21 protein-coding genes are annotated in these 26192 nt (G+C 60.8%); 12 read left to right on the forward strand and 9 right to left on the reverse strand.

The annotated features are described in order from the left end of the window. Positions 1-15: 15 nt before the first annotated feature. The 5 genes from pheA to RN346_RS08475 all read right to left on the reverse strand — a co-directional run bounded on the left by pheA (position 16) and on the right by RN346_RS08475 (position 6127). Positions 16-1107, reverse strand: a complete 1092-nt coding sequence (gene pheA / locus RN346_RS08455; protein ID WP_311962680.1) for a prephenate dehydratase — start codon at positions 1105-1107, stop codon at positions 16-18. Between the two features lie 4 nt (positions 1108-1111). Continuing rightward, a complete protein-coding gene (gene serC, locus RN346_RS08460) occupies positions 1112-2215 on the reverse strand; it encodes a 3-phosphoserine/phosphohydroxythreonine transaminase (protein ID WP_311957879.1) in 1104 nt (367 codons plus the stop codon). Beyond that, a complete protein-coding gene (gyrA, locus tag RN346_RS08465) occupies positions 2199-4928 on the reverse strand; it encodes a DNA gyrase subunit A (protein WP_311962681.1) in 2730 nt (909 codons plus the stop codon). The genes serC and gyrA overlap by 17 nt, the downstream gene beginning before the upstream one ends. 292 nt (positions 4929-5220) lie before the next feature. Beyond that, the gene (locus RN346_RS08470; RefSeq protein WP_311960872.1) at positions 5221-5550 is read right to left on the reverse strand and encodes a DUF3140 domain-containing protein; all 330 of its coding nucleotides are present in this window, start codon (positions 5548-5550) and stop codon (positions 5221-5223) included. A 142-nt stretch (positions 5551-5692) separates the two neighbouring features. Next, positions 5693-6127 carry a thioesterase family protein gene (locus RN346_RS08475; RefSeq protein ID WP_263587226.1) on the reverse strand — a complete coding sequence of 145 codons (435 nt, stop codon included), beginning with the start codon at positions 6125-6127 and terminating at the stop codon, positions 5693-5695. Positions 6128-6328: 201 nt separating this feature from the next. On the opposite strand from RN346_RS08475, the gene RN346_RS08480 reads away from it, so the two are divergent. From RN346_RS08480 to nth, 6 genes are all read left to right on the forward strand, one after another. Further along, positions 6329-7267, forward strand: a complete 939-nt coding sequence (locus tag RN346_RS08480; RefSeq protein WP_263587225.1) for a recombination-associated protein RdgC — start codon at positions 6329-6331, stop codon at positions 7265-7267. A gap of 68 nt (positions 7268-7335) precedes the next feature. Further along, positions 7336-8514 carry a 1-acyl-sn-glycerol-3-phosphate acyltransferase gene (locus tag RN346_RS08485; RefSeq protein ID WP_263587224.1) on the forward strand — a complete coding sequence of 393 codons (1179 nt, stop codon included), beginning with the start codon at positions 7336-7338 and terminating at the stop codon, positions 8512-8514. A gap of 102 nt (positions 8515-8616) precedes the next feature. Continuing rightward, a complete protein-coding gene (locus RN346_RS08490; protein ID WP_263587223.1) occupies positions 8617-8898 on the forward strand; it encodes a hypothetical protein in 282 nt (93 codons plus the stop codon). Between the two features lie 134 nt (positions 8899-9032). Further along, entirely contained in the window at positions 9033-11069 is a 2037-nt protein-coding gene (metG, locus tag RN346_RS08495; RefSeq protein ID WP_311960873.1) for a methionine--tRNA ligase, read from the forward strand. Position 11070: 1 nt separating this feature from the next. After that, entirely contained in the window at positions 11071-12057 is a 987-nt protein-coding gene (locus RN346_RS08500; RefSeq protein WP_311960874.1) for an RnfABCDGE type electron transport complex subunit B, read from the forward strand. Further along, on the forward strand, positions 12054-12689 hold the full coding sequence (nth, locus tag RN346_RS08505; RefSeq protein ID WP_311960875.1) for an endonuclease III: 636 nt from the start codon (positions 12054-12056) through the stop codon (positions 12687-12689). The genes RN346_RS08500 and nth overlap by 4 nt, the downstream gene beginning before the upstream one ends. Positions 12690-12699: 10 nt before the next feature. Here nth and RN346_RS08510 read toward each other — a convergent pair whose 3' ends face one another. Further along, entirely contained in the window at positions 12700-13758 is a 1059-nt protein-coding gene (locus RN346_RS08510) for a DUF3524 domain-containing protein (RefSeq protein ID WP_311960876.1), read from the reverse strand. A gap of 262 nt (positions 13759-14020) precedes the next feature. Here RN346_RS08510 and RN346_RS08515 point away from each other — a divergent pair, with 262 nt between their 5' ends. Then, entirely contained in the window at positions 14021-15976 is a 1956-nt protein-coding gene (locus tag RN346_RS08515) for an exonuclease domain-containing protein (protein ID WP_311960877.1), read from the forward strand. A gap of 145 nt (positions 15977-16121) precedes the next feature. Beyond that, complete coding sequence (locus RN346_RS08520) at positions 16122-17342, forward strand: EAL domain-containing protein (RefSeq protein WP_311960878.1); 1221 nt, start codon at positions 16122-16124, stop codon at positions 17340-17342. Between the two features lie 11 nt (positions 17343-17353). Here the strand turns inward: RN346_RS08520 and RN346_RS08525 are convergent, their stop codons facing one another. Together RN346_RS08525 and RN346_RS08530 are read right to left on the reverse strand one after the other, a co-directional pair. Then, a complete protein-coding gene (locus RN346_RS08525; protein ID WP_263587216.1) occupies positions 17354-17668 on the reverse strand; it encodes an HlyU family transcriptional regulator in 315 nt (104 codons plus the stop codon). Between the two features lie 99 nt (positions 17669-17767). Further along, on the reverse strand, positions 17768-18988 hold the full coding sequence (locus tag RN346_RS08530) for an argininosuccinate synthase (protein ID WP_263587215.1): 1221 nt from the start codon (positions 18986-18988) through the stop codon (positions 17768-17770). Between the two features lie 210 nt (positions 18989-19198). Here RN346_RS08530 and rnt point away from each other — a divergent pair, with 210 nt between their 5' ends. Beyond that, on the forward strand, positions 19199-19867 hold the full coding sequence (rnt, locus tag RN346_RS08535; RefSeq protein WP_311960879.1) for a ribonuclease T: 669 nt from the start codon (positions 19199-19201) through the stop codon (positions 19865-19867). Between the two features lie 133 nt (positions 19868-20000). Beyond that, a complete protein-coding gene (locus RN346_RS08540) occupies positions 20001-21260 on the forward strand; it encodes a 6-phosphofructokinase (RefSeq protein ID WP_263587213.1) in 1260 nt (419 codons plus the stop codon). 83 nt (positions 21261-21343) lie between these two features. Here RN346_RS08540 and RN346_RS08545 read toward each other — a convergent pair whose 3' ends face one another. Then, positions 21344-23056 (reverse strand): protein kinase domain-containing protein, encoded by a 1713-nt coding sequence (locus tag RN346_RS08545; protein WP_311960880.1) that lies wholly within the window; start codon positions 23054-23056, stop codon positions 21344-21346. Positions 23057-23407: 351 nt separating this feature from the next. On the opposite strand from RN346_RS08545, the gene ppa reads away from it, so the two are divergent. Both ppa and dsbD read left to right on the forward strand, forming a co-directional pair. After that, positions 23408-23938 (forward strand): inorganic diphosphatase, encoded by a 531-nt coding sequence (gene ppa / locus RN346_RS08550; protein ID WP_263587211.1) that lies wholly within the window; start codon positions 23408-23410, stop codon positions 23936-23938. A 150-nt stretch (positions 23939-24088) separates the two neighbouring features. Beyond that, positions 24089-25912, forward strand: a complete 1824-nt coding sequence (gene dsbD, locus RN346_RS08555) for a protein-disulfide reductase DsbD (protein WP_311960881.1) — start codon at positions 24089-24091, stop codon at positions 25910-25912. The last annotated feature ends 280 nt before the right edge of the window (positions 25913-26192 follow it).

Here is a 26192-nt window from a genome sequence, read left to right on the forward strand (position 1 = left end):
AAGAGAGCCGCTTTGTCACATGACACCCTGGGGGTAGGAACCCAGTACGCGCAGCTCGAGCGCGCCGCGGCTGACCTCTTCGAGTACCGACGCCACTTCGGGCTCGTCGGTGTGGCCCTTGAAGTCGATGAAGAACACATAGTTCCAGGCGCCGGTGCGTGAGGGGCGCGTTTCGATGCGGGTAAGATCGATACCGTGACGGTGAAACGGCTCGAGCAGATCGTGAAGCGCGCCGGGCTGGTTGCGCATGGCCACCACGACCGAGGTTTTGTCTTCACCGCAGCTCGGTACGCCTTCGCTGCCGATGATCAAAAAGCGGGTGGAGTTATCCGGCCGGTCCTCTATCTTTTCTGCAATATGGGTCAGCCCGTAGAGTTTGGCCGCCATGTCGCCGGCGATCGCCGCGCTGTGCCACTCGGTCTTGACCAGCTTCGCCGCCTCGGCATTGGAGGCCACCGGCACCCGTTCGGCGTGGGGGAAGTGGGCGTCGAGCCATTTGCGGCACTGGCCAAAGGATTGCGGATGCGAATAAATTCGCGTGACCTTGTCGCGGCGAGTATTCTCGCTGACCAGCAGGTGGTGATGAATACGCAGAACGACTTCGCCGCAGATCTTGATCGACGAATCGATGAAGGTATCCAGGGTGTGATTGACCACGCCTTCGGTGGAGTTCTCGACCGGCACGACTCCATAGTTGACGGCGCCCGCCTCGACCTCGCGAAAGACTTCATCGATGGCCGCCATCGGCAGACTCACGGCGCTGTCGCCAAAATGCTTGAGCGCCGCCTGCTGGGTAAAGGTGCCTTCTGGTCCGAGATACGCCACCTTGATGGGCTTCTCCAGCGCCAGACACGCCGACATGATTTCACGAAATAGCCGCGCCATCTCTTCGTCGTCCAGCGGCCCTTCGTTGAGCGACATGATCCGGCGCAGCACTTGGGCTTCGCGCTCGGGCCGGTAAAATACCGCGTTCTCATCGTCGGCAAGCTTCACGCGGGCGACCTGCTGAGCGCAGCGGGCGCGATCGCTGATAAGACGCACGATATCCTCGTCGAGCTGGTCGATGCGCTGGCGAAGTTCACCCAAATTGATTGGCGTATCTGACATGGGGTTAGCCTTTTCGTTGTTCGAAATCGTGCATGAAGGCGATCAGCGCGTCCACCGCGGCTTCGGGCACGGCGTTATAAAGACTTGCGCGCATGCCGCCGACACTGCGGTGGCCCTTCAGGTTCAAAAGCCCCGCCGCCTCCGCCTCGCTCAAAAACGCCTTGTCCAGGGCGCTATCGGCCAGTACGAACGGCACGTTCATGCGCGAACGGTTATGTTTGGCGATCGGGTTGGAATAAAAGCCGCTTTCATCGATGGCGCGGTAGAGCTTGTCGGCCTTGCGCTGGTTCAGCGCATCCATGGCGTTTAAACCGCCCATGTCGTTCTTGAGCCAGTCGAACACCAGCCCCGACAGATACCAGGCGTAGGTCGGCGGCGTGTTGACCATCGACTCGGCCTCGGCCAGCGCCTGATAGTCGAACAGCGTCGGCGTCTTCGCCACGGCGTGACCGGCGAGATCCTCGCGCACGATGACCAGCGTCAGCCCCGCCGGGCCGATGTTCTTCTGGGCGCCGGCGTAGATGATGCCGAAGTCGGCCACGTTGGTCGGCCCGGACAAAATGCTGGAGGACATGTCGCACACGAGCGGCACGTCAACGCCGTCGGCGCGCGCAATCGTTGGGACATAGTCGAACTCGAGCCCGCCGATGGTTTCATTGGCGGTATAGTGCAGGTAAGCGGCGGCGTCGCTTATTGAGAGGCTTGAAAGCGGCGGCACTTCGGTATGGCCGTTGGATTCGCTCTCACCCGCTACGTGGCAATCGAACCCTAACCGTTTGGCCTCGGTGAGCGCCTTCTTGCCCCAGATACCGGTCTGAATGAAGTTGGCGCTGCCGCCTCGCCCGAGCAGGTTCATGGGGAGCATGGCGAACTGCATGCTCGCCCCACCCTGCAGGAACAGCACCCGGTAGTTATCGGGAATGGCCATCAGCTCGCGAAGATCCGCTTCCGCCTGCCTGGCGATTGCGATGAACTCGTCGCTTCGATGGCTCATTTCCATCACCGAGAGGCCGCGCCCCTGGTAGTCGAGCATCTCACGCTGAGCGCGCTCCAGAACGGCGGTGGGCAGGGCCGCAGGCCCCGCGCAGAAGTTATAGTGACGTGTCATCGGCGCTACCTTGCTCTTGCTCACCCTGATTGTCGCCGGCGTTCTCGGCGGTGCTGGCGTCAGCCTCGAGCGCCTCCGCTTCGTCGACCAGCACCTCCTCAGGCTCATCGACGCGCACGGTTTTAACGAGCTGTTCTTCCTTGCCCAAGCGAATCAGCATCACGCCCTGGGTGTTGCGCGAGGTGGTGGAGACCTCCTCGACTCGCGTGCGCACCAGCGTGCCGCGGTCGGTGATCAGCATCATTTCGTCGGCGTCATACACCTGCATGGCCGCCACCAGCGCGCCGTTACGCTCGCTGGTCTGCATCGCGATCACGCCCTGACCGCCGCGGCCCCTGAGCGGGAACTCCTGAAGGCGCGTACGCTTGCCGTAGCCTTTCTCGCTGGCGGTCAGAATGTAGATCTGCCCCTCTTCGATCGGCGTCTCGGCGGCCGCTTCGGGTGCCGCCGACTCATCGTCGCCGCCGTTTTCCTGGTCGATCTGCTGGCTCTTGGGAATGATCAGGCTGATCACTTCCGCGTCGTCGAGCAGGCGCATGCCGCGAACGCCGCGGGCGGTGCGGCCCATGGCGCGCACGTTACCCTCTTCGAAGCGGATCGCCTTGCCGTTGGACGAGAGCAGCATGGCGTGATCGGTACCCGACGTGATCGCCGCGCCCACCAGGCGGTCGTCCTCTTCGAGATCGATGGCGATCAGGCCCACCGAGCGTGGCCGCGAGAACTGCTCGAGGCTCGTGCGCTTGACGGTGCCCTTGGCGGTGGCGAAGAAGATGTAGTGCTCCGGGTCGTAGTCGCGCACCGGCAAAATCGCGTTGATCGCCTCGCCTTCGTCGAGCGGCAGCATGTTGACCAGCGGCTTGCCGCGTGAGCCACGGCTGGCGTTGGGCATTTCGTACACCTTGAGCCAGTACACCTTGCCGCGGTTGGAAAACAAGAGCACGGTGTCGTGGGTCGAGGCGACCAGCAGATGCTCGATGACGTCCTCGTCCTTCATCGAGGTCGCGGACTTGCCGCGACCACCACGGCGCTGGGCCTGGTAGTCGGACAGCGGCTGGGTCTTGGCGTAGCCGGAGCGCGACACGGTGACGACCATGTCCTCTTCGGCGATCAAGTCCTCCATGGAGAGGTCGAGGTGGCTTGCCTGGATCTCGGTACGGCGGTCGTCGCCGAACTGGTCGCGCACCGCGTGAAGCTCTTCACGGATGACTTCCATCAAACGATCCGGCGAGGCCAGAATCTCGGTCAGCTCGGCAATGCGCTGAAGAATCGCCAGGTACTCGTCGAGAAGTTTTTCGGTTTCAAGCCCGGTCAAACGGTGCAGGCGCAGCTCCAGAATCGCCTGGGCCTGAGCCGGCGATAGCCGATACTCCGTGGCCAGCGTATTGAGGCCAAAGCCTTCGTCGAGATCCTCGGGCTTGCAGGAGGTCGCCCCGGCGCGTTCGAGCATCGCCGTGACCTGGCCTGGCTGCCACACCTGTTCGAGCAGCTTCTCCTTCGCCTCGGCGGCGTTGGGCGAGGCCTTGATGAGCTCGATCACCTCATCGATGTTGGAGATCGCAACGGTCAGGCCTTCGAGAATATGGCCACGCTCGCGCGCCTTCTTGAGCTCGAACAGCGTGCGCCGGGTGACGACTTCGCGGCGGTGGCGAATGAACGCCTCGAGCATCTCCTTCAGATTCAGCGTGCGCGGCTGGCCGTTCTCCAGTGCCACCATGTTGATGCCAAAAACGTTTTGAAGCTGAGTCTGGGCGAAGAGGTTGTTGACCACCACCTCGCCGGATTCGCCGCGCTTGATCTCGATGACCACGCGAAGCCCTTCCTTGTCGGACTCGTCGCGAAGCTCGGCGATGCCTTCGATGCGCTTCTCTTTCACCAGCTCGGCGATCTTCTCGATCAGCCGCGCCTTGTTCACCTGATAGGGCAGTTCGGTGATGATGATGTGATCGCGGCCGCTCTTGTCATCGTGCTCGATGGTGTGCAGCGCGCGCACGTAGATGCGCCCACGTCCGGTGCGGTAGGCGTCCAGAATCCCCGCGCGGCCGTTGATGATACCCGCAGTGGGGAAATCAGGCCCCGGGATGTACTGCATCAGATCATCGATGGTCAGCGTGTAGTCGTCGATCAGCGCCAGACAGCCGTCGATCACTTCGCGCATGTTATGCGGCGGGATGTTGGTCGCCATACCCACGGCGATACCCGAGGAGCCGTTGATCAGTAGATTCGGTACGCGCGTCGGCAGTACCTCGGGGATTCGCTCGGTGCCATCGTAGTTATCGACCCAGTCGACGGTATCCTTTTCCAGATCCGCCAGCAATTCGTGGGCCAGGCGCGCCATGCGCACCTCGGTGTAACGCATGGCAGCGGCGTTGTCGCCGTCGATCGAGCCGAAGTTACCCTGGCCGTCGACCAGCACATGGCGCATCGAGAAGTGCTGCGCCATGCGAACGATGGTGTCGTAAACCGCGCTGTCGCCGTGAGGGTGGTATTTACCGATGACATCGCCGACCACACGCGCCGACTTCTTGTACGGTTTGTTCCAGTCGTTGCTCAGCTCGTGCATGGCGAACAGCACGCGGCGATGCACCGGCTTCAAACCGTCGCGCACGTCGGGTAGCGCGCGGCCGATGATGACGCTCATCGCGTAGTCGAGGTACGACTGTTTTAGCTCGTCTTCGATATTGACGGGCAATATTTCTCTGGCGATGTCACCCATGAAAGTCAGATCCTTTGCACTGCATTGGCACTGCGAGAGTTGAAAGCGCTTGAAGGCCGCTTGAACGGCCTATCAGAGGCGAACATAGTCGCAGGTATCATACCACTGTGTGAGCATCATGGGCAGTCAGAGAGCACGCCAAAGCGTTGACCTGAAAGAACAGTAGGCCCCCAAGGGGTCGTGAAAAAAGCGCGTGGCGGGACACTCAGACGCGCCGAGTCTGAATCGAGCGTGTTAAAAGCGGCCAAAGGCAGTGCTCGGCCGCGGGTAAAACCCGAGAGGCGTTCGCCGATTATTTCAGCGGATCGTGTCCCCAGTTCATTAACGAGTAGCGCCAGCGCGAGGTCTTCTTGTCCTCTTTCTTTGGTGGTTGCTTGAGATGACGCGCCACGTACTGGTTCACCTTCTTCATATGGCTATAGTCGCTATCGGTCAGCTCGTCCTTGTTTTTGCGCTTGATCTCGACGATACGCCGCCCCGACTTGTGCCCGGTCGACTCACCGCCGTCACTATCCCCCACGGATTTGGACTCGTCGGTCTCAAGCCACTCCTCGAGCTCCTTGGGCGCCATGTTGACGGCCTCCCGAAACTCCGTGTAGATCGCATCCTTGTCATCGCTCATAGCGAATGCCCTTTCCCATCGAGAGTGTTGTCAAGGCGCAGCCATCGCCCGCTGCGCTTGGCCTGGTAACCCGCGCTCTGGGGCGGCGGGATAGTAAGAGTCTAGCCCCTAAAATCGCAAAAAATGAAAGCGAGTGGGCGACTTAAAGGGCGAACTCGGTTTTGGCCACTCGAATGCGCTTCATCGTCTCGAGAATTTCGCCGTCGATCGTGCTGGCTCGGCCGGCATTCATGTCCATCAGCACGAACGTCAGGTCCGCTTGAGCCACTACCTTGCCGTCGGCACGCAAAATGCGGTGATGGCAAAGCGCGCTGCGCTCGCCGACCTCGATCAAGCCGGTCATTACAGTGAGGTCATCGTTTTGCACCGCGGCGCGTTTGTAATCGATGTTCAAATTGACCACGACGAAAGCGCGCCCGGAATCGTGCATTTCGCGTACGAGCCGCGCGTGCTGATCGAAGTAGGACCAACGCCCCTCCTCCATGAACTCGAGATAGCGCGCATTGTTGACGTGCCCATAGCCATCCAGGTGATAACCCCGAACGCGAAGGCCGACTCGATTGATCAAAGATGACATACTGACTCCTTATTCGATGTAAAAAACGCGCATTTCGCTTTTGGCAGGCGCCCCGAAGAAGAATAATTATCCGTCTAACGACCGCTTACGCAATCAAACACAAGTTTGAAACGTAGGCAATAAAACCCGGTGCATGCGTGAGGCTGGCAGTCGCGTCGGCGTTTCGCCATAATGTGCCCCCTTTTGGATAGGATTGGTGATATGTGGTTTAAACACCTGCACTTGTATCGTCTGCACGGCGAGGTAGCACCGGATGCCGCGGCACTCGAGCGCGCTCTGGAGCCTTTAGCATCGAGGCCGCTGGGCGGCTCGGATGCTCGTCGGCTCGGGTGGACAGCGCCGGCAGGTCGTTTGGGAAGCGGTCAGCTTCTGCACGAAATTCAAGGTCACCGCCTGTTGTCGGTATTGCGCCAGGAGCGTCTTCTGCCTGCCTCGGTCGTCAAGGAGGAGCTCGATGACAAGGTCGCCGATATCGAAGCCCAGGAGGCGCGCAAGGTTTCCCGCAAGGAGAAGACCGCACTCAAGGAGCAGATCACCGAAGAGCTGATGCCGCGCGCGTTCGTGCGCAGCCAAAAGGTAGATCTATGGTGGGATACGAAAACCAATCTGATCGGCATCAACGCCAGCTCGCGCACTCGCTGCGAAGAGATTCTCGATCTGCTGCGCGAGAGCCTGGGTAGCCTCAAGGTCACTCCCGTAAGCTCCGAAACGCTGCCGATTCGCGCGATGACGGCCTGGCTTGGCGACGCCGCCAGCCGCCCGGCGGACATGCAGCTCGGTGATCAGGTCGAGCTCAAGGCCAAGGGCGACGACGGCGTACTGCGCGCCCGCCAGGTCGACCTCGACAGCGACGAGATTCAGCAGCTGTTGGAGAGCGGCCGCCAGGCGAGCAAGCTCGCTCTCGGGCTCGAAGGCCGGCTGAATTTAGTGCTTCACGACGATCTGGCGCTGAAGTCGCTGCGCTTTGGCGACGCGCTGATCGAAGAGGCCGATCACGCCGATGATGGCGACGACGCCCTGGCGCGACTCGAAACCGATTTCATCCTGATGGCGCAGTCGCTTTCTCAGGACATTCCCAGGCTGCTCGAGTGGCTTGGCGGCGAGGCGAAAAAAGAGCCGGACGCCCCGCAAAGCGCTTGATGCGAGTTGAACGGCGCGCGCCGCTGTCCAACGCTTCTCGATTTGGCTCACTCTAATAAACGGATCGCATGACTGACCAACTCCACGCCCCCAACGCCTCGACCGATGATCCCTGGGCCGACATTCGCCCTTACATGGATCACGAGGTGCACGACGTGCTGTCGCGGCTCGCGCGCGACAGCGAGCTTCTGGACGCGTTGACCCGGTTCAAGCTGCCCCGATTGGCCAAGTGGGCCCCCGGGGTGGCACGCCTGCTCGCCGGGCGCGCCGTGCGCCGCGAGGTCGATAACGTCGCCTCGGTGTATGATTTCCAAATGCGTATCGCAAGCTACATGGAACGCATGATACGCACCACCACCGATGCCTTCGAAGTCACGGGGCTCGAGAAGCTCGACGACGACAGCGCCTATCTGTTCATCGGCAACCACCGCGACATCTCGCTCGACCCGGCCTTCGTCAACTACGCGCTCTACCAGGCCGGACGCGACACGGTGCGTATCGCTATCGGTGACAATCTGTTGAAAAAGCCCTACGTCACCGATCTCATGCGGCTCAACAAGAGCTTCATCGTGCCCCGAAGCGCCCGCGGCAAACGCGCGATGCTGGCGGCCTACCAACAGCTATCGGGCTACATTCGCCACTCGATCACCACGGACAACCACTCGATCTGGATGGCCCAGCGCGAAGGGCGTGCCAAGAACGGTATCGATCGCACCGATCCGGCGATCGTCAAGATGCTCACCATGGCGCGCCGTGGCGACGCCGGCGAGTTCGTTTTCGGCGATGCGATCGCCGAGCTCAAGCTGGTACCGGTGTCGATCAGCTATGAGTACGACCCTTGCGACGTGCAAAAAGCCCAGGAGCTTTTCGACATCGCTAACAAGGGCAGCTATTCAAAGACCGAGTTCGAGGACATCCGCTCGATCGTTGCCGGCATCACCGGCACCAAGGGGCGCGTGCAGCTGCGCTTTGGTCAGCCGATCGGCGCGGACATGGCGACCCCGGACGAAGTCGCCGCCGAGATCGACCGCCAGGTGATCGGCGGCTACCGGCTGTTCCCGAGCCACTATTTGGCCCTCGAGGCGCTGGGAGAGGCGCCGGAGCTGATCGCCCGCAGCGCCATCAGCCGCGATGATCGCGCACGGTTCAACGAGCGGCTGGCCTCGGTTTCCGATGAGCTAAAACCCTATTGGCTGGCCCAGTACGCCAACCCGGTCAAACACAAGGCCGGGCGGCTGCGCGTCTAGCCGCAGCGCGTGCCTCATGCCGCGCGTGGCAAAAAGTGCTATGGTCAAGGCATATTCGAAATGGTCAAGGCCTTGTGATGACAAGGCGATAAGGAGCGCATCATGTCCGCATCCGAAATTCAGAAAACCCGCGTGATCAACGAGCTGCGCGGCTTCATCCGTAAGCTTTTACAAGACCCGGAAATTCTCACGCAGTCGCTGAACGTGGCGCGCCAGGAGTTCGCCGAAGGCTCGAGCCCGGCGGTCATGGCGCGTATCGCCAACGAGATCTCGGGCACCACCAGCGTCCATATTCCCGAAGACCCCGCCGAGCACTCTGAGGCGGACAAGCTTTTTCTAGAGCTTTTAAAGGAAGTGGTACAAGAGGAGCAGGCGCTCTACTGAACCCCTGCTGACCAGCGCGGCCCAACGTGCCGCGACCTGCGGCTTTTTGAGTGCCCCGTTATCGGCGAAGTATCGGCAAAGTGCCCTCTTCGCCGTCTTTATTTGTTACAGGCTAATTGGAACGTCCACGAACCATGTCAAACACTGCCCCGCGCAACATTCTGGTGACCAGCGCTCTCCCCTACGCCAACGGTGACATTCACCTTGGCCACCTGCTCGAGTACATTCAAACCGACATCTGGGTGCGCTTTCAAAAGAGCCGGGGCCAGCGCTGCTTCTACGTGTGCGCCGATGACGCCCACGGCACCGCGATCATGCTGCGCGCCGAGCAGGAAGGCATCACCCCCGAGGCGCTGATCGAGCGAGTGTCGAACGCCCACCAGGCGGACTTCGCCAAATTCGGCGTGGGTTTCGATAACTACCACTCCACCCACTCGGAAGAGAACCGCTACTTCAGCGAGCAGATCTACACCCGCCTGCGCGACAAGGGCCATATCGCCACCCGTGACATCGAGCAGATGTTCGACCCGGTCAAGGGTCTGTTTCTCGCGGACCGCTTCATCAAGGGCACCTGCCCGAAGTGCAAGGCCGACGACCAGTACGGCGACAACTGCGAAAAGTGCGGCGCGACCTACACGCCGGCGGAGCTGATCGACCCGGTATCGGCGATCTCGGGTGCGACGCCAGAAGTGAAAAGCTCCACCCACTACTTCTTCAAGCTGCCCGAGTTCAGTGAGTTTTTGCAGGCGTGGATCAGTGACGGCCACGTGCAGCCGCAGATTCGCAACAAGCTGATGGAGTGGTTCGAATCCGGCTTCAACGAGTGGGACATCTCCCGCGACGCCCCCTACTTCGGCTTCGAGATTCCCGATGCGCCGGGCAAGTACTTCTACGTCTGGCTCGACGCGCCGATCGGCTACCTGGCCAGCTTCAAGAACCTGTGCGAACGCGAAGGCATCGATTTCGATAGCTTCTGGGAAAGGGACTCCGAGGACGAGGTCTACCACTTCATCGGCAAGGACATCGTCTACTTCCACGCCCTGTTCTGGCCGGCGATGCTCCACGGGGCGGATATGCGCACCCCCACCGCGGTGAACTGCCACGGCTTTTTGACCGTCGACGGCGCCAAGATGTCGAAGTCGCGGGGCACCTTCATCAAGGCTGCCACCTACGCCGAACACCTGAATCCGGAGTATCTGCGCTACTACTTCGCCGCCAAGCTCAGCGCCGGCGTCGACGATCTGGATTTGAATCTCGACGACTTCACCGCCCGGGTCAACTCCGATCTGGTCGGCAAGGTGGTCAACATCGCCAGCCGCTGCGCGGGCTTCGTCAAAAAGCTCGGCGGCGGCACGCTTTCCGCAGACTGCGCCGAGCCGACGCTCGTACAGCGCTTTATCGATGCCGGCGACGACATCGCTCAGGATTTCGAAGCGCGCGAGTTCGGCCGCGCCATGCGTAAAATCATGGAGCTCGCCGACGAGGCTAACACCTACATCGCCGATAAGGCGCCCTGGGCATTGGCCAAGGAGGAAGGCCGCGAGCAGGAGGTGCTGGATATCTGCTCCGTGGGCATCAACCTGTTCCGTCAACTGATGGTGTACCTGGCGCCGGTCGTGCCCGCCATGGCCGTTGAAGCGCAGCGCTTTCTCAAGCTCGAGCGCCTTGACTGGCAAAGCCGCACGGCCGTACTGACCGATCACGCCATCGAGAAATTCAAGCCGCTGATGACGCGCATCGAGCGCGACAAAATCGACGCCATGATCGAGGCATCGAAGGAGGACCTGGTGGAAGAGCAGAAACTCAAGGAAACACCCAAGGGGCCGCTGGCGGAAGAGCCGATCGCCGATGAGATCGGTTTCGACGACTTCGCCAAGGTCGATTTGCGCATCGCGCGGATCGCCAAGGCGCAGTACGTCGAAGGCGCGGACAAGCTTTTGCAGCTCACGCTGGATTTGGGCGGCGAAACCCGCAACGTCTTCTCCGGCATTCGCAGCGCCTACTCGCCGGAGGCGCTCGAGGGTCGGCTGACCGTGATGGTCGCGAACCTGGCCCCGCGCAAGATGCGCTTTGGTATGTCCGAAGGCATGGTGCTGGCAGTAGGCGATAATGAGGGCATCTACCTGATGTCACCGGATAGCGGCGCCAAACCGGGCCAGCGGGTGATGTAACGTGCTCGCCACGCAGTTAATCGATGCCATCGACGCCGAGCTTCCGCAAACCCAGTGCACCAAGTGCGGACATGACGGCTGTCGTCCCTACGCCGAGGCGATTGTCCAGGGCGAAGCCATTAACCGCTGCCCGCCCGGCGGCGATGAAACGCTCAAGCGGCTGGCCGGGCTGACCGGTCGCCCGGTCATTGCGCTGGCCGAGCCGCCCCAGCCCCCGCTGCTGGCGGTGATTCGCGAGGCCGAGTGTATCGGCTGCACCAAGTGCATCCAGGCCTGCCCGGTGGATGCCATTCTCGGCGCGGCCAAACAGATGCATACCGTGATCGAGAGCGAATGCACCGGCTGCGAGCTGTGCGTCGCGCCCTGCCCGGTCGACTGCATCGACCTGGTACCTCATCCGCAGTGGCAGGCGGCGTCCACACCCGACGAGCAAACCGATTACCTGGAGCAGCGCGCCCTCAAGGGGCGCTCGCGCTTTATTGCGCGTAACCAGCGCCTGGCCGCCGAGGCCGAGGCCAAAGCGCAGCGCCGCGCCAAACGTCACGCCGCCAGCCCGCCCGCTGTGGCCGCCCCGCAAGCGCCCGAGCTCTCGCCAAGCGCCCTGCGTGCCAGTCGCGCCCGCCAGGCGGCGGCGCTCAAGCGCCTCGAGCGCAAGCTGGCCGCCGAGCAGGATGACGCTCAGCGCCAGGTCGTAGCCGATCAGCTAGCGGCGCAGCGCCAGAAACTGGACGAGCTCGACACCACGCTTGAACGCCTTTCCGGCGTCGCGCCCGCCACGACGACCGAGCCCAACGCCACGCGCCGCCACCAGAAGCGGCTGGCGCTCAAGGCCGCCGAGCAGTCGCTTCGCCACGTGCGCCAGCAGCTCGCTCACGCCAAGCGCCAGCAGGATAGCGCGGCGGTGCGCCAGGTCGAAGAGCAGCTCGACAAGGCCCAGCAGGTGGTCGATTCAACCCGCGCGGCGCTCGATTCGGAAACGACTCCATGAATGCTCAAAAACGTACCGAGATCTTCTCCCGGCTTCAGGCGGAAAACCCGCACCCGACCACCGAGCTCAACTGGAGCACGCCCTTCGAGCTTCTGACCGCCGTGCTCCTGTCGGCCCAGGCGACCGACGTTGGCGTCAACAAGGCGATGGCCAAACTCTTCCCCATCGCCAACACGCCACCGCAAATTCTGGCGCTCGGATTGGAAGGACTCAAAGAGCACATCAAGACCATCGGCCTTTACAACACCAAGGCGCAGAATCTGATGAAAACCTGTCAGTTGCTCGTTGAGCGCCATCAGGGCGAGGTGCCCAAAAGCCGCGAGGCGCTGGAGGCGCTGCCCGGCGTCGGGCGCAAGACCGCCAACGTGATCCTCAACACCGCCTTCGGCGAGCCGACCATCGCGGTGGACACGCATATCTTTCGCGTCTCCAACCGCACCGGCATCGCCAGGGGCAAGAACGTGCTGGAAGTGGAGCAAAAGCTCGAGCGCCACGTGCCCCGCACGTTCAAGCAGGACGCTCACCACTGGCTGATTCTGCACGGCCGCTACACCTGTATCGCCCGCAAGCCGCGCTGCGGCAGCTGCCTCATCGAGGATCTGTGCGAATACAAGGAGAAAACCGAGCTCTGACCGCCCCCGGTCATTTCCCCACAATTAATTCGCGGTAGCGCGCCTGCCACTGCGGCCACTCGAACGTCTGAAGGTCGAGCGCTGGTGGCCGGCTTTCCGGAACCTCCAGCCACCCCTTCAGGCGCTCGAAAAGTCCGTCGCGTGTACCGTCGTAACAAAACGCTGCCGGGTAGAGTTCGGGAAAGCAGAGCCGCGCAGGGACCAGCGGGCGAGCGCCGCGCTGGGCGGCCTCCATGATGGCAAGCCCCTGAAACTCGTGCCAGGCGGTCGATACCACGATGCCGCCTTCGTCCAAAAGCGCCTGGTATTGTTGGTATTCGAGCGGCCCCCAGCAGTGGATATGCGCGCCAAGGCGCTCCCTGGCCTCATCAAAAACCGCCGGGGCGTCGCGAAAACGCTGCCCCACCACGGCAAGTTCAAACGAGACGCCTGCCTGGCTTAGTTGGAACAGCACCTCAAAAAAGTCCTGCGGGTTCTTGTCGTACTCCCAGCGATGGTTCCAGATGATTCGATTGATAGACGAACCTGAAGCGGCCTCGCCTGGACGTGTCTCGAGCGGTACCGGGAGAACACGTGCGCGACGCCGTAGCGCCTCCAGCGGCGCGGCAACGGGGAGTTTGTCCGGCATCTTTTTTAGAAACGCCTTCGCGCCGTCGATGAAGGAATCACGATTGAAGGCGGTGTTGAACGCGACCTCGTCGGCGGCCAGCGCCGAGTAGAGATTGACCATCATCGCCTCGACGGGCGGGCGCTGCTCGCTCGAACTCGGATAGGCAAACTGGTTTTCGTGGAAGTAGACGATCTTGCGCGCCTGCCCCAGGTGCGGAAAAAGCCCGATGAGCGTGGCCAGGTCCACCATCGAGGTAGCGAGTACGACGTCAAACGCCTGACTCAAGGTGGCGTGCTCCCTGAGCCACCAGCTCAGCGGATTGCCGCGAATACGCCACGCGAAATGACGCGGCGTAAGGCTTAGCCGCACCCACTCGATATCGTCCAGCCGCGCCGTCAACTGATCCGCCCAGTAGCGGTGGCTAACCGCCTCGTACGCCGAGAGTAGCAGTACCCGCATGCCCTGTCCTATTGACTAACGCTTTTAAAAGAGGCGGGATTATAGCAATCCTCGATGCGCCCCGCTTTCAAGCAATCACCGGCGGATTTGCACCAAGGTCGCCTAGGCGCAAGGCGCCTATCTACTTAAACTTCATTTTCAAAGCCCTGATGGGAATCGAGGCCTATCGCTATATCGAACCACTCAAAAGGCGTGATATTGCACACTCCGGTTACGGCTCTACCCCGTCGCCAGGCGTTTGGCCTTTTCAGGAGTAAACGCCATGCGTAAAGGGCTACCCACCCCGCAATGGCTCGTAGGCCTTTGGCTGTTACTGGGAGGCATAAGCCTCGCAGGCGGCACCATTTTCGCAGCGTGGCTCGACAGTCGTCTGGCGCTGGAGCCTGCTGCCAGGCTTTTAATGTGGCTTTGCGCACTTTCAGGTGGAGCGACGCTGCTGGCGGTTGGGTATCTGCTCGAGCGTTATCTCTTCATACCGCTGCGTACGCTGCATTCGGAGCTGGGTAAACTGATCGCCCATCCGGACAAACCCATCGATGCTCCCGGCGGCTGGCTCGAAAGCCTGGGCCCGGACCTTTGTCAGATTGCCAGGCGCTGGAGAGACGACCGCGAACGGTTAAAGAACGCCCACCGAGACGGAGCGCGAGAAGCCGCGCGAATCCGTCAGGAGTTGGAAGGCCTGATCGAGCGTTTACCAACCCCCGTACTGCTTTTCGATCAGCACGGCAGGTTGCTACTTTTCAACCCGGCGGCCAGCGCGCTTTTCCCCTCGCCGTTCAATTTGGGCCTGGGCAAGGAGCTCAAGCATCTTCTGCCCGACCCGGTACTGGCCGCGCGTTTTAATGCGCTAGTTGAAGCGATGGATGCGGACGACACCTTTTCGCGCGACGTCCTGACCAGCGCTTTTGAGCGGACGATATCGGCTAGCCTGACCCGGCTTTCCTACACGCCTTGCGAGATTCTGGTGACACTCAAGGACGTTACGCGCGTCTGGCAAAACGAGTTGGGAATTAGAAAACGCCTGACGCTGACGCTTGATTCGCTCGAGCAAACCGTGCCGGCATCGTCACTCTCCCTACTCAAGGAGCTTTGGCACCATAGTGAGTTGGTCAACGAGCGCCTGAGCTCGATCTGGTCCAACGCGTTCTGGCATACCCTGGATGAGCAGTTAAATCCCTCGCTCAAACTGATCACGCCGATCGGGGTACCGGGCTGGTTCAAGGGCCACGCGCCGTCGCTGATCGCGCTTTTCGATTTACTGGTGACCCAGCTGCACGGCCAACTGCCTCAATGCCGCTTCGAGGGCTCGCTGGTTCATGAGGAAAAAGGCGTTTGGCTAGCTTTCATCTGGCAAGGGGGCGCCATCGAGCAGACACGACTAAATCAGTGGCGAAACGCGGTGATCGACTCACTTCCGCTTTCGCCCACGGTGGGCGACATTCTTGGACTCCATGGCAGCGAACTTTGGAGTGAACAGGACGCGGATGGTGTTCACGCGCGCCTTTGCGTATCGCTTAAAAGCTCGACGCGCCAAAGCGCTCCAGACCCCGATATTGCCTCACGGCCCGAGTTTCATGACTTCGATATCGCCCGCCTGGCGCCGCCCCAAACGCCGCTTTCCGAGCGCGCGCTGGATCAACTGGCTATCGTTGCCTTCGATACCGAAACGACCGGGCTCGACCTTCGCGGCGCCGATACGCTATTGAGTCTTGGCGCCTGTCGCATCGTCAATAACCGGCTGCTGGCAAGCGACGTGTTTGAGCGCTACATCAACCCCAAGCGCGCTATCCCCGCCGCGAGTACGGCCATTCACGGCATTCGCGATGAAGATGTGCGCGATGCTCCCGCCGCAAGCGTGGTGCTTGAAGCGTTTGAAACCTACGCTCGCGAAGCGGTGCTTTTGGCCCATAACGCCTCGTTCGATCTGCTCGCACTGAGCCAGGCAGGTAAGCGTCTCTCCCATCCGATACTGGATACCCTGCTGATATCCAAAGCGTTGGACAGTGCTCTGCCCGGCCACGATCTCGAATCCCAAGCAAAACGCTATGGACTATCGATTCCCCCGGGGGCTCGCCACACCGCTTTGGGGGACGCCCAGCTAACCGCCGAACTGTGGCTTTCGATGTTGCCGCGTCTCAAGGCGCGCCACATTCTCACACTCGATCAACTATTGGCTTTTCAAGCCAGCGCTCTGGACCGCCGTGATGGCAGCTTGTAGACACACATCAACTGTCGTTTTAGGCATAAGCCGTTTACACTAAAGCAATCATTATTTTCTTAAGCACAATAATGTGACTATAACCAGATTAATATAAATTAATTTGACGCTCCAACTCCCTGCAAACTCGGAATGCACTCATCGAATGAACAGTGACACACCCGCGGAGGCTAGTAAAAACTATACGATTGCCCTGCAACCCATCGTTGACGGTCAACTTCGCCATGTCGCAGATGAGCTTCTTTATCGCGGCCACTTTGATGCCACCACAGCCAGTATCGACGACGATGTCAAGGCAACCGCCCGCGCCTGCTCCGTTGCAATTTATGAAATTGGATTAAAAAAACTTTGTGGCGCGCGCAAACTGTTCGTCAACGTCTCGGAGCAGTGGCTGCTCAACCCCGACTTGCACGCCTTGCCTGCCAACCAGGTGGTACTGGAAATTCTTGAATCGACGCGCCCGACCCAGGAGGTCAAAAAGGCGCTGGAGCGGTTAAAAGCGCAAGGCTACACCCTGGCGATCGACGACTTTCAAACACAGGAAGATCACCAATCGCTGTTGGAATACTGCGATATCGTCAAGCTGGATATTTCATCCGATATCACCCATGAGATGATCAAATCACTTCAGCAACAAAAACTGACGCTACTGGCCGAGCGCGTGGAAACGCGTGAGGAGTTCGAGCATTTCAAGGCGTTGGGAGTGACGCTTTTTCAGGGCTATTTTTATGAGCGGCCAACCGCTCAAAAAACTCGCTATGTTCGCCGCTCATCTCCAAAGGCCAACCTGCTTCGCCTGATTGCCAAGCTCTACAAGCCGGAAATCAATATGCAGGAGATCAGGTCGTTGGTCGCGCAGGACCCTTACCTGGTGGAAGCCGTATTGAGACGCGCCAACTCGGTTTGGCACGCGCTTGCAAAGCCCTCCTACAAGTTGAGTGATTGCATTCAGCTTCTGGGGGTCAACGAGCTTAGAACGATGGTGACGATTATTCTTTTTGCCAATAACAGTCCGGCCAACAAGCTCAACCTGATCAAGGGCTTGACCAAGGCACTGGCCTGCGAGCAGGTAGCGAAAAGCAGGCACATGGATGACGAAGAGGGGTTTATCATCGGACTCTTGTCGCACATGCCGGTGATTCTGAATATCGATCTGGACACGTTGATGAAAGAGCTCAACCTCGGCGGCAGCTTTTGGCGCGCCCTGATCACGCGAGAAGGTCATTTCGGCGCGATGCTCAACGACGTCGAATCAGCCGAAAGCGGTATCAAACTGGAGGGCCTGCCGGATTCATTGATACTAAGCGCTGCCGCGCGCGCACGATCACTGATCGACAATACGCTCGTGTTATACCGACAGCGTTAGGACTCGACCCGTCAGCTTTTATCTCGCGGGTCCGGCTCGAACATCGCCTCTCCGACCTCATCGATATAGCGCTTGGCCTTGGTGACCATCATTTCGTCGCAGGCCTGGCGCGACGGCAGCATGTCCGAGCGCTCGAAGCGGTGCTCACGCGCTTGGCCATCCTCAAATGTTTTGCTGATCGTACCGCTCACCCGGTACTGCCCGCTCTGGGCATCCGGTGTGGAGACGATCGCGAAGTCGCAATAGATTACCGGTTCGGAAGCCCGGGATGTGGCAGCGGGCTTCTCGCTCCCGCCCATCAGGGCCGATAGTAGTTTCTTGAACATGACGCTCTCCAGAATCGATTGACCGACAACATCTTGATATGAAAACGGCCAGTCAGACTGGCCGTTTTTATTCACATCAAGCGTGCATCACGGGGCGGCTCAGCTCTGCTTGCGGCCCTTGCCAGCGGCGATGCGCAGGCGCAGCGCGTTGAGTTTAATGAAGCCCTCCGCGTCTTTTTGGTCGTAAGCGCCGGCGTCATCCTCGAACGTCGCAATCGACTCATCGAACAGCGACTGCTCGGACTTGCGGCCCACCACGGTGGCGTTGCCCTTGTAGAGCTTCATGCGCACGACGCCAGACACGTTGCCCTGGGTCTCATCGATGGCGGCCTGCAGCATGCGCCGCTCCGGGCTCCACCAGTAGCCGTTGTAGATCACTTCGGCGTACTTCGGCATCAGCTGGTCTTTCAGGTGCGCTTCTTCGCGATCCAGCGTCAGCGACTCGATGGCGCGGTGGGCGCGCAGCATGATGGTGCCACCAGGCGTTTCGTAGCAGCCGCGTGACTTCATACCGACGTAGCGGTTCTCGACGATGTCCAGACGGCCGATGCCGTTATCGCCGCCGAGCTTGTTGAGCTTCTCGAGCACTTCGTGGGGCTTGAGGGCTTCTCCGTCGATCGCGACGATATCGCCCTTCTCGAAGGTGAGCTCAATATAGGTCGGGGTCTCGGGCGCCTCTTCCGGCGAGACGCTCCAGCGCCACATGTCTTCTTCGGCTTCCGCCCAGGGGTCTTCCAGAATGCCGCCCTCGTAGGAGATGTGCAGCAGGTTGGCGTCCATGGAGTACGGCGATTTCTTCTTCTTGTTGGAGAAGTCGACCGGGATGTTGTGCTCTTCGCAGTAAGCCATCAGCTTTTCGCGTGAAGTAAGGTTCCACTCGCGCCAGGGCGCGATGACCTTGACGCCGGGCTTCAGGGCGTAGCCGCCGAGCTCGAAGCGTACCTGGTCGTTGCCCTTGCCGGTCGCGCCGTGGGAGATCGCATCGGCACCGGTTTCGTTGGCGATCTCGATGAGGCGCTTGGCGATCAACGGGCGGGCAATGGAGGTGCCCAGCAGGTACTCGCCTTCGTAGATGGTGTTGGCGCGGAACATCGGGTAGACGTAGTCGCGAACGAACTCTTCGCGCAGATCCTCGATGTAGATTTCCTTGACGCCGAGGGCCTGCGCCTTGGCGCGCGCCGGCTCGACTTCCTCACCCTGGCCGATGTCGGCTGTGAAGGTCACGACCTCACAGTTATAGGTCTCTTGCAACCATTTGACGATTACGGATGTGTCCAGGCCGCCTGAATACGCCAGCACAACCTTTTTGACATCGGACATTCTTGACTCCTTGGGGTTAGCAAAGCCCGTTTTAACGTCGGACTTTATCGAATGAGTTAAACCAAGAGTATAGCGCTCTCAATGAGCCGGGAACACCGTCAACGACGCCGCCAGGGTAAAGCTGCTAGAATCAGGGCACTGTTAGCGAACGCCTTCGCTATCCCCGACCGACGACTTCTTTACCGACTACTCGCTTTTAAGGAGAGCTGCATGAGCGAGGCAATAGCCCGCGACCTGATGGCCCAGCGTTTTCGCAGTTATCTACCGGTCGTCATCGATTTGGAAACGGGCGGCTTCAACGCCCAGCGCGACGCGCTGCTTGAAATCGCCGCGGTGACGCTGACGATGGACTCCGACGGCAACCTGCTACCCGATGATACCTACTCGTATCACATTCAGCCTTTTGAAGGCGCCAACGTCGAGCAGTCCGCGCTCGATTTTACCGGCATCAACCTGGACGACCCGCTCAGAAAACAGGTCGCGCTCTCCGAGGCCGACGCGCTCGGCGAAATTTTCAAGCCGATCCGCAAATCGGTCAAGGCGCACAACTGCTCTCGCGCCATTCTGGTCGGCCACAACGCCGCCTTCGACCACGGCTTTTTGAACGCCGCCTCCGCTCGCTGCAATGTCAAAAGAAGCCCCTTTCACCCTTTTTCGAGCTTCGATACCGCAACGCTTGCGGGCTTCGTTTACGGGCAGACGGTGCTGGCCCGCGCCTGCCGCGCCGCAGGCATCGAGTTCGACAACAAGGCCGCGCACTCGGCGCGCTACGATACCGAACGCACCGCCGAGCTCTTTTGCACCATGGTCAACCGCTACAAGGATTTGGGTGGCTGGCGGCTGGCTCAGCAGGAGCAAGACCTGGATATAGCGGAGTAAGCACTCGCCCAACCATACTTGGGCCTGATGCAGTCCCGAGCGCTTTACGCTAAAATCCCGCCGTTTACGATGCGACTGGCCGGGCTCAAACGACCGGCCACGCTCTCTTTTGATCAGGAGTTAAAAGGTTTCCATGGCTCAGCACAACGCCTTCTACGCCCAGTCCGGTGGCGTCACCGCCGTCATCAACGCAAGCGCCTGCGGCGTGATCGAAGCCTGCCGCCAGGCGCCCGACCAGATTGGCAAGGTGTACGCCGGTCACAACGGCATCATCGGCGCGCTGACCGAAGATCTGATCGACGTGACTCAGGAGAGCGACGACGCCATCGCCGCACTGCGCCACACGCCCGGCGGCGCGTTTGGCTCGTGTCGCTACAAACTCAAGGATATCGAGACTCACCGTGCCCAGTACGAGCGCCTGATCGAAGTATTCAAGGCCCATGATATCCGTTACTTCTTCTACAACGGCGGCGGCGACAGCGCCGACACCTGCCTGAAAGTCTCCCAGCTTTCGGAAAAGCTTGGATACCCGCTCACCGCTATCCACGTGCCTAAAACCGTGGACAACGACCTGCCGATCACCGACAACAGCCCGGGCTTTGGTAGCGTGGCCAAGTACATCGCCACCTCCACCCGAGAGGCCTCCCTGGATATCGCCTCCATGTGCGCCACCTCGACCAAGGTGTTCGTACTGGAAGTAATGGGCCGCCACGCCGGCTGGATCGCCGCCTCCGGAGGGCTGGCCGGTGAAGGTGAAGGTGAGCCGCCGCACCTGGTGATCTTTCCGGAGATCGCCTTCGATCGCAAGGCCGTCATGGCACGCGTCGATGAGAGCGTCAAGAAGTACGGCTACTGCGTGATCGTGGTGTCGGAAGGCGCGCGCTATGAAGACGGTACTTTCCTGGCGGACGCCGGCAACACCGACGCCTTCGGCCACCGCCAGCTCGGCGGCGTGGCGCCCACGCTTGCCGGCATGGTGAAGCAGGATCTGGGCTACAAGTACCACTGGGCGGTCGCGGATTATCTGCAGCGCGCCGCGCGTCACTTGGCCTCCAAAACCGACGTCGAGCAAGCCTACGCCGTGGGCCGCGAGGCCGTGAGCCTGGCGCTGGCGGGCAAAAACTCGATGATGCCGGCGATTCGCCGTATCTCGCAAACGCCTTATCAGTGGGACGTAATCTCGGCGCCGCTGTCGCAGATCGCCAACCAGGAGAAGTTCATGCCACGGGACTTCATCTCGGACAACGGCTTCGCCATCACCCAGGCCTGCCGCGACTACCTCTCGCCGCTGATCCAGGGCGAGGACTTCCCGCCGTTCGAGAACGGCCTGCCGAAGGTCGCCAAATTGAAGCTTGCAAAGGTCGAGCAAAAGCTGCCTACCTTTACCCTTTGAGCGCGATCGACTTGCGCCGGTGACGGCCGATAAAAAAGCGGGGCGATGATTACATCGCCCCGCTTTTTTGTGCTCGCCAAACGCTAGCGTAAAAGCCAGGAGAGCACGAGCAGCAGCAGCAGGATACCTGCCACGCCCTGCCAAAAACGCCGGGGCTCGCTTCGCATTTCGACATGGGGCACACGGCCAAGCGGTACGCGAAGCGCGTACAGAAGTTCCGACATTTTGCGAAAGCGAAGTGCCCGCTGCGGGTCCAACGCCCGGCGCAACGCATCGTCCAGCGCCGAGGTAATCTCGGGGTTGGCGCTGCGCGCGCTTTTGTAGGTAAGCGACTCGAGATCGGTGTGGCTTCTAAGCCGGTCCGGCGTCAGCGTGTAGGGGAGCGCGCCGGTCAAAAGCCAGTAAACGGTGGACGCCAGCGAATACTGATCGCTTCGCCTTCCAACGCTGTCGCCAAGCGCATACTCGGGAGCGGTGTGCTCGGTGAACCCCACCTGGCGCAACAGCTCGCCGGAGTTACGGTGGCCTTCCATATCGCGCATGTGGCAGGCGCTAAAGTCCGCCAGCACTACCTTGCCGTGGGTATCGATCAGCACGTTGTCCGGCGAAATTTGCTGATGAATGATGTCGCGATGGTGTAGCGCCTGCACCGCCTTACCGAGCTGATTGGCGATATCCAGGCGCTGTTTCAGGCTCGCTTGGGGGTGGCGGTCTGCCCACTCTCTGAGCGTTTCGCTTTCGACAAACGCCATCAGGTAGTAAAGGTAGCGTCTGGGCCTTGATGGCTCGATCACCCGCACCACGAAGGGCGAGTTGACTCGCTCCACGACCCACTGCTGAAGCAGAAAATGCTCGAGGTAGGCGTTTCTCAGCGAAAGTTCCGGGCTTGGCGCCTTCATGACCATCTGGCGCTGGGAGTGAACATCGCGCACCTGGTAGACGCGGGACTGGGCGTTGCGCGATAAAACCCGCTCGACTTCCAGCCCGTCCAGGCGCTGCCCCGGGGAGAGCTCCGGTGGAATCGGCAAATCGCCGTAAATCAGCGCTGGGTCGTCCTCGGTCTCTTCGGGCAGCTCGTCGATGCGCAGTATCTGAAAGCAGAACTGATCCCCGCCGTAGCCGCGCTCCTGGGCGCGCTCTCTGGCTTCGCTTGCCAACCGCTCGCAGGCGGCGTCCAGGTCACTGGCGTTTTCGCGGATCAGGCGCACGTAGTCCGACGGCATGAGCGTGCCGCGAACGCCTTGCGTGGTGAAGACGAAAAAGTCGCCCTGCTTGAGTTCGACCAGGCTGTAATCGATGTCGAGGCTGCCATCCATGCCCAGCGCCCGGGAGGGGTAGCGATAGCCGCCCACGTCGGTGACGTGGTCGCGGGTAAGCTGCTCGAACTCGGCCCCACGCAGGCGAAACACCAGCGTATCGCCCATATGAAACAGATTGGCTTCACCGCCTCTGAAGATCATTGCCGACATCGAGGAGACGAAGCTGCCCTCCTTGACGTGCTGGCTCTGGCTGTAGCACCAGCTATTGAGCGCCAGCATCACCCGGGTGGCCGAGGTCTTGATATCCCAGTGCTCGGGCGTGGAGTAGTAGTCGGCCATGAAGCCGCGCACGCTCAGATCGCCGGCCTGTTTGGCCATGGTGTTGCGCGACAGCGAATCGCTGATCACCGCGCAGGCACCCTTGAGGTTGAGCAAGGGAGTGTCGGGCACGCTCACCGACATGGAGCTTCTGTGCTTTCGCCGGTCCGGGGCGACGAAGGCCTGGCCGTAGCTGATCAGTAACTGAGCGTGCCCCACTGTATTCTCCTTGGCCTAACGTGCTACATCACTAAGGTACGTCGACAAAAGGCGTCGCGTCCAATGCACCGGGCGCGTCCCCGAGCGCTCCCTCGATGTTCGCTATCATACACGCTGCGCTATGGTTGCGATGCCCCATTGATCCTCGGTATAGCCAAACGTCCCTCTTGCCTTCTCGAAGGCGGCAGCGACGTCGAATCGAGGCGTGAAATTTGGTGTTCGAGCGTCGTTGAATTGGTAATCAGCGGCGCTTGTTCGTATAATTCGTCACAATTACGCAAGACATCAATCGCTTAAACCATCAACTAAACCACCGCTTGAATCACGCACGTCAAAAGCCAAGGATTGAAAATGAACTTCGACCACATTCCCGCTGGAAAGGATCTGCCCAACGATATTTACGTGGCAATCGAAATTCCGGCTAACCACGCGCCGATCAAGTACGAAATCGACAAGGATATGGGCGCGCTGCTGGTTGACCGCTTCATGGCAACGCCGATGTTTTACCCGGCCAACTACGGCTTCATTCCGCACACTTTGGCTGACGACGGCGACCCGCTGGACGCGCTGGTCGTCACACCGCATCCGGTCGCGCCCGGCAGCATCATTCGCGCTCGCCCCGTCGGCATCCTGAACATGACCGACGAAGCCGGCGAAGACGCCAAGCTCGTCTGCGTGCCGCATCCCAAACTGAGCACGCTTTACGACGACGTGCAGGAAGTCACTGACCTGCCGGAACTGCTTCGCCAGCAGATTGCCCACTTTTTCGAAAACTACAAGGATCTCGAAAAAGGCAAATGGGTCAAGGTCGAGTCCTGGGAAGGGGTCGAGGCCGCGCGCAAGGCGATCGAAAAATCCGTGTCGGCCTACGAGAAAGCGTAACCCCTCGTTGGTCCACCGTGAAAGAAGCCGCCTTCGGGCGGCTTCTTTCGTTGAAGTGCCAGCGTCTATCGGCGCGTCACGTCACCGCAGTCGCTACGCTCACCGTCTCCGGTCTGCTATTTTGGCCAGGTACGTTTTCAGGAAGCCGCCGTGTTATCGATCAAACGCTTACTTTGTCTTCTTTTGCTGATAGCCCCGCTGGGTGCTCAGGCGCAGTTTTTTTCCAGCAGCGGCCAGTCCGACTTTCTCCCGGTACTCGAGGCATTCGAAAGCCAGGCCTGGCACGACGGCGAGCGGGTTTACGTCGGCGTCGACATCGCCGATGGCTACTATCTTTACCGCCATCAGCTTGACCTTGAAGGCAACGGCCTCGAATCGCTCCAGATTCCCCAGGGCGAAGCGCACACCGATGAGTTTATGGGCGAAGCCCAAGTGTTCCGGCATCAGTTGGTGTTCCAGGCGCCGCTGGTCGAGGCGCATGACGGGCCGATGTCGCTCGAGTTTCGCTTTCAGGGCTGCGCCGACGCGGGGCTTTGCTATCCGCCGGAGCAGATCACGCTCGAGGCGGCGCAAACCACCGCGCCCCCCGCCTTTGCCGATGCCCTCGCCGAAAGCGACACCGCCGCCCCCATCGATACACCGGTGGATTTTGGCGCAGTGCAAAGCGAGGACGGGCACTTTAGCGCGCTGATCAGCGAGGCGAGCCTGCCGCTGGCGCTCGGTCTTTTCCTTTTGGCCGGTATCGGGCTGACCTTCACGCCCTGCGTGCTGCCGATGCTGCCGATCCTCTCGTCGATCATCGTCGGCCAGAATCCGAGCCGGCCGCGCGCCTTTATGCTTTCGCTGAGCTATGTGCTGGGCATGGCGATGACCTACGCGCTCGTGGGCGTACTGATGGGGCTTTTCGGCGCTGGCCTCAATCTGCAGGCAAGGCTTCAGTCGCCGCCGGTGCTGATCGGCTTTGCTGCTCTTTTCTCTCTATTCGCGGTCGCCATGCTGGGCGCGTTCAACCTGAGCCTTTCGCCCAAACTCGCCAACCGGGTCGAGCGCTGGCAGTCGCGTGCGCAGCAAAGCGGGCCGATGGGGCTTGCGCTTGCCGGGGCGCTGTCGGTACTGGTGGTATCGCCGTGCGTGACCGCGCCGCTGGCCGGGGCGCTGGTGTTCATCTCGAGTACCGGTGACGCGTTGATGGGCGCAGCGGTGCTGTTTACCCTCGGGCTTGGCATGGGGCTTCCGCTACTGCTGGTCGGTACCTTCGGCACGACGCTTCTGCCGCGCTCCGGCGCCTGGATGAACGGGGTCAAGACCGCGTTTGGGCTATTGCTGTTTGGGGTGGCCATCTGGATGGTCGAGCGTTTGATCGCCCCACCGCTGGCGCTGCTGCTCTGGGCGGCGCTGGCCATTTCCACCGCCCTGACGCTTGGGGCGCTTGCGCGCGCCGCCGACGGCTGGGCGCGGGCGCGCCAAACCCTGGGGCTGATGCTGCTGGTGTGGGGTGGCGCGCTGGTGCTGGGCGCCGCCGGCGGCGGCGGTGACCCGCTGCGCCCGCTGGATCACGCTGCTTCATCGTTCTCGCCTGGCCAAAGCCTTGAGGCGCGCGCCTTCGAGAGCGTCGAGGGACTCGACGGACTCAACGAAGCACTCTCACGAAGCGACGAACGACTCGCGTTCGTTCACTTCACCGCCGACTGGTGTATCTCCTGCAAGCTGATGGAGCGCGATGTCTACCCCGACCCACGCGTGATCGACGCCCTCAAGGACATGGCGCTGATCGAGGTCGACGTTACGCAGACGACGCCCAACACTCGCGCTGCTTTAGAGGCCTTCGATCTGTTCGGCCCCCCGAGCCTGCTGTTTTTCGACGGTGGCCGCGAAATTCGCCAGGCGCGTATTCAAGGCGAAGTCGATGCAAAAGCGCTTGCCGAGCACCTTTCTTCACTCAAACGCGCTTTAAACACGAGACCGAGCGCCTGATGCAAACCGTCGTACTCCTGGCGCCCTCGTTTTCAAGCAGTACTGACCCCTGGCGCCGCAGCGGCCGCCCCCATCGAGAGCCCTACGCTGGACAACGCCGGCGTTTTTCGGCAAACTCCGCTCCCAATGGCGTTAGCGGCGGTTTTAAGGCATAAAGGCCTGTAACGTTCGTTAACGTGTCGCCTTTCGTTCGTTTTATCGTTTGGTTTACTGCGCCCTTCGGCGTGCCCCTTGAAGGTGCGCCAAGGCACATTTATTCACTGTTCAACACTACCGGGGC

It is taken from the genome of Halomonas sp. PAMB 3232 (assembly GCF_031954225.1).
Taxonomy (GTDB): Bacteria; Pseudomonadota; Gammaproteobacteria; order Pseudomonadales; family Halomonadaceae; genus Vreelandella.

Bases quoted from the DNA above. Each gene is read 5' to 3' on its own strand.
- pheA (WP_311962680.1), bottom strand. From the start codon at position 1,107: ATGTCAGATACGCCAATCAATTTGGGTGAACTTCGCCAGCGCATCGAC.
- serC (WP_311957879.1), bottom strand. From the start codon at position 2,215: ATGACACGTCACTATAACTTCTGCGCGGGGCCTGCGGCCCTGCCCACC.
- gyrA (WP_311962681.1), bottom strand. From the start codon at position 4,928: ATGGGTGACATCGCCAGAGAAATATTGCCCGTCAATATCGAAGACGAG.
- RN346_RS08470 (WP_311960872.1), bottom strand. From the start codon at position 5,550: ATGAGCGATGACAAGGATGCGATCTACACGGAGTTTCGGGAGGCCGTC.
- RN346_RS08475 (WP_263587226.1), bottom strand. From the start codon at position 6,127: ATGTCATCTTTGATCAATCGAGTCGGCCTTCGCGTTCGGGGTTATCAC.
- RN346_RS08480 (WP_263587225.1), top strand. From the start codon at position 6,329: ATGTGGTTTAAACACCTGCACTTGTATCGTCTGCACGGCGAGGTAGCA.
- RN346_RS08485 (WP_263587224.1), top strand. From the start codon at position 7,336: ATGACTGACCAACTCCACGCCCCCAACGCCTCGACCGATGATCCCTGG.
- RN346_RS08490 (WP_263587223.1), top strand. From the start codon at position 8,617: ATGTCCGCATCCGAAATTCAGAAAACCCGCGTGATCAACGAGCTGCGC.
- metG (WP_311960873.1), top strand. From the start codon at position 9,033: ATGTCAAACACTGCCCCGCGCAACATTCTGGTGACCAGCGCTCTCCCC.
- nth (WP_311960875.1), top strand. From the start codon at position 12,054: ATGAATGCTCAAAAACGTACCGAGATCTTCTCCCGGCTTCAGGCGGAA.
- RN346_RS08510 (WP_311960876.1), bottom strand. From the start codon at position 13,758: ATGCGGGTACTGCTACTCTCGGCGTACGAGGCGGTTAGCCACCGCTAC.
- RN346_RS08515 (WP_311960877.1), top strand. From the start codon at position 14,021: ATGCGTAAAGGGCTACCCACCCCGCAATGGCTCGTAGGCCTTTGGCTG.
- RN346_RS08520 (WP_311960878.1), top strand. From the start codon at position 16,122: ATGAACAGTGACACACCCGCGGAGGCTAGTAAAAACTATACGATTGCC.
- RN346_RS08525 (WP_263587216.1), bottom strand. From the start codon at position 17,668: ATGTTCAAGAAACTACTATCGGCCCTGATGGGCGGGAGCGAGAAGCCC.
- RN346_RS08530 (WP_263587215.1), bottom strand. From the start codon at position 18,988: ATGTCCGATGTCAAAAAGGTTGTGCTGGCGTATTCAGGCGGCCTGGAC.
- rnt (WP_311960879.1), top strand. From the start codon at position 19,199: ATGAGCGAGGCAATAGCCCGCGACCTGATGGCCCAGCGTTTTCGCAGT.
- RN346_RS08540 (WP_263587213.1), top strand. From the start codon at position 20,001: ATGGCTCAGCACAACGCCTTCTACGCCCAGTCCGGTGGCGTCACCGCC.
- ppa (WP_263587211.1), top strand. From the start codon at position 23,408: ATGAACTTCGACCACATTCCCGCTGGAAAGGATCTGCCCAACGATATT.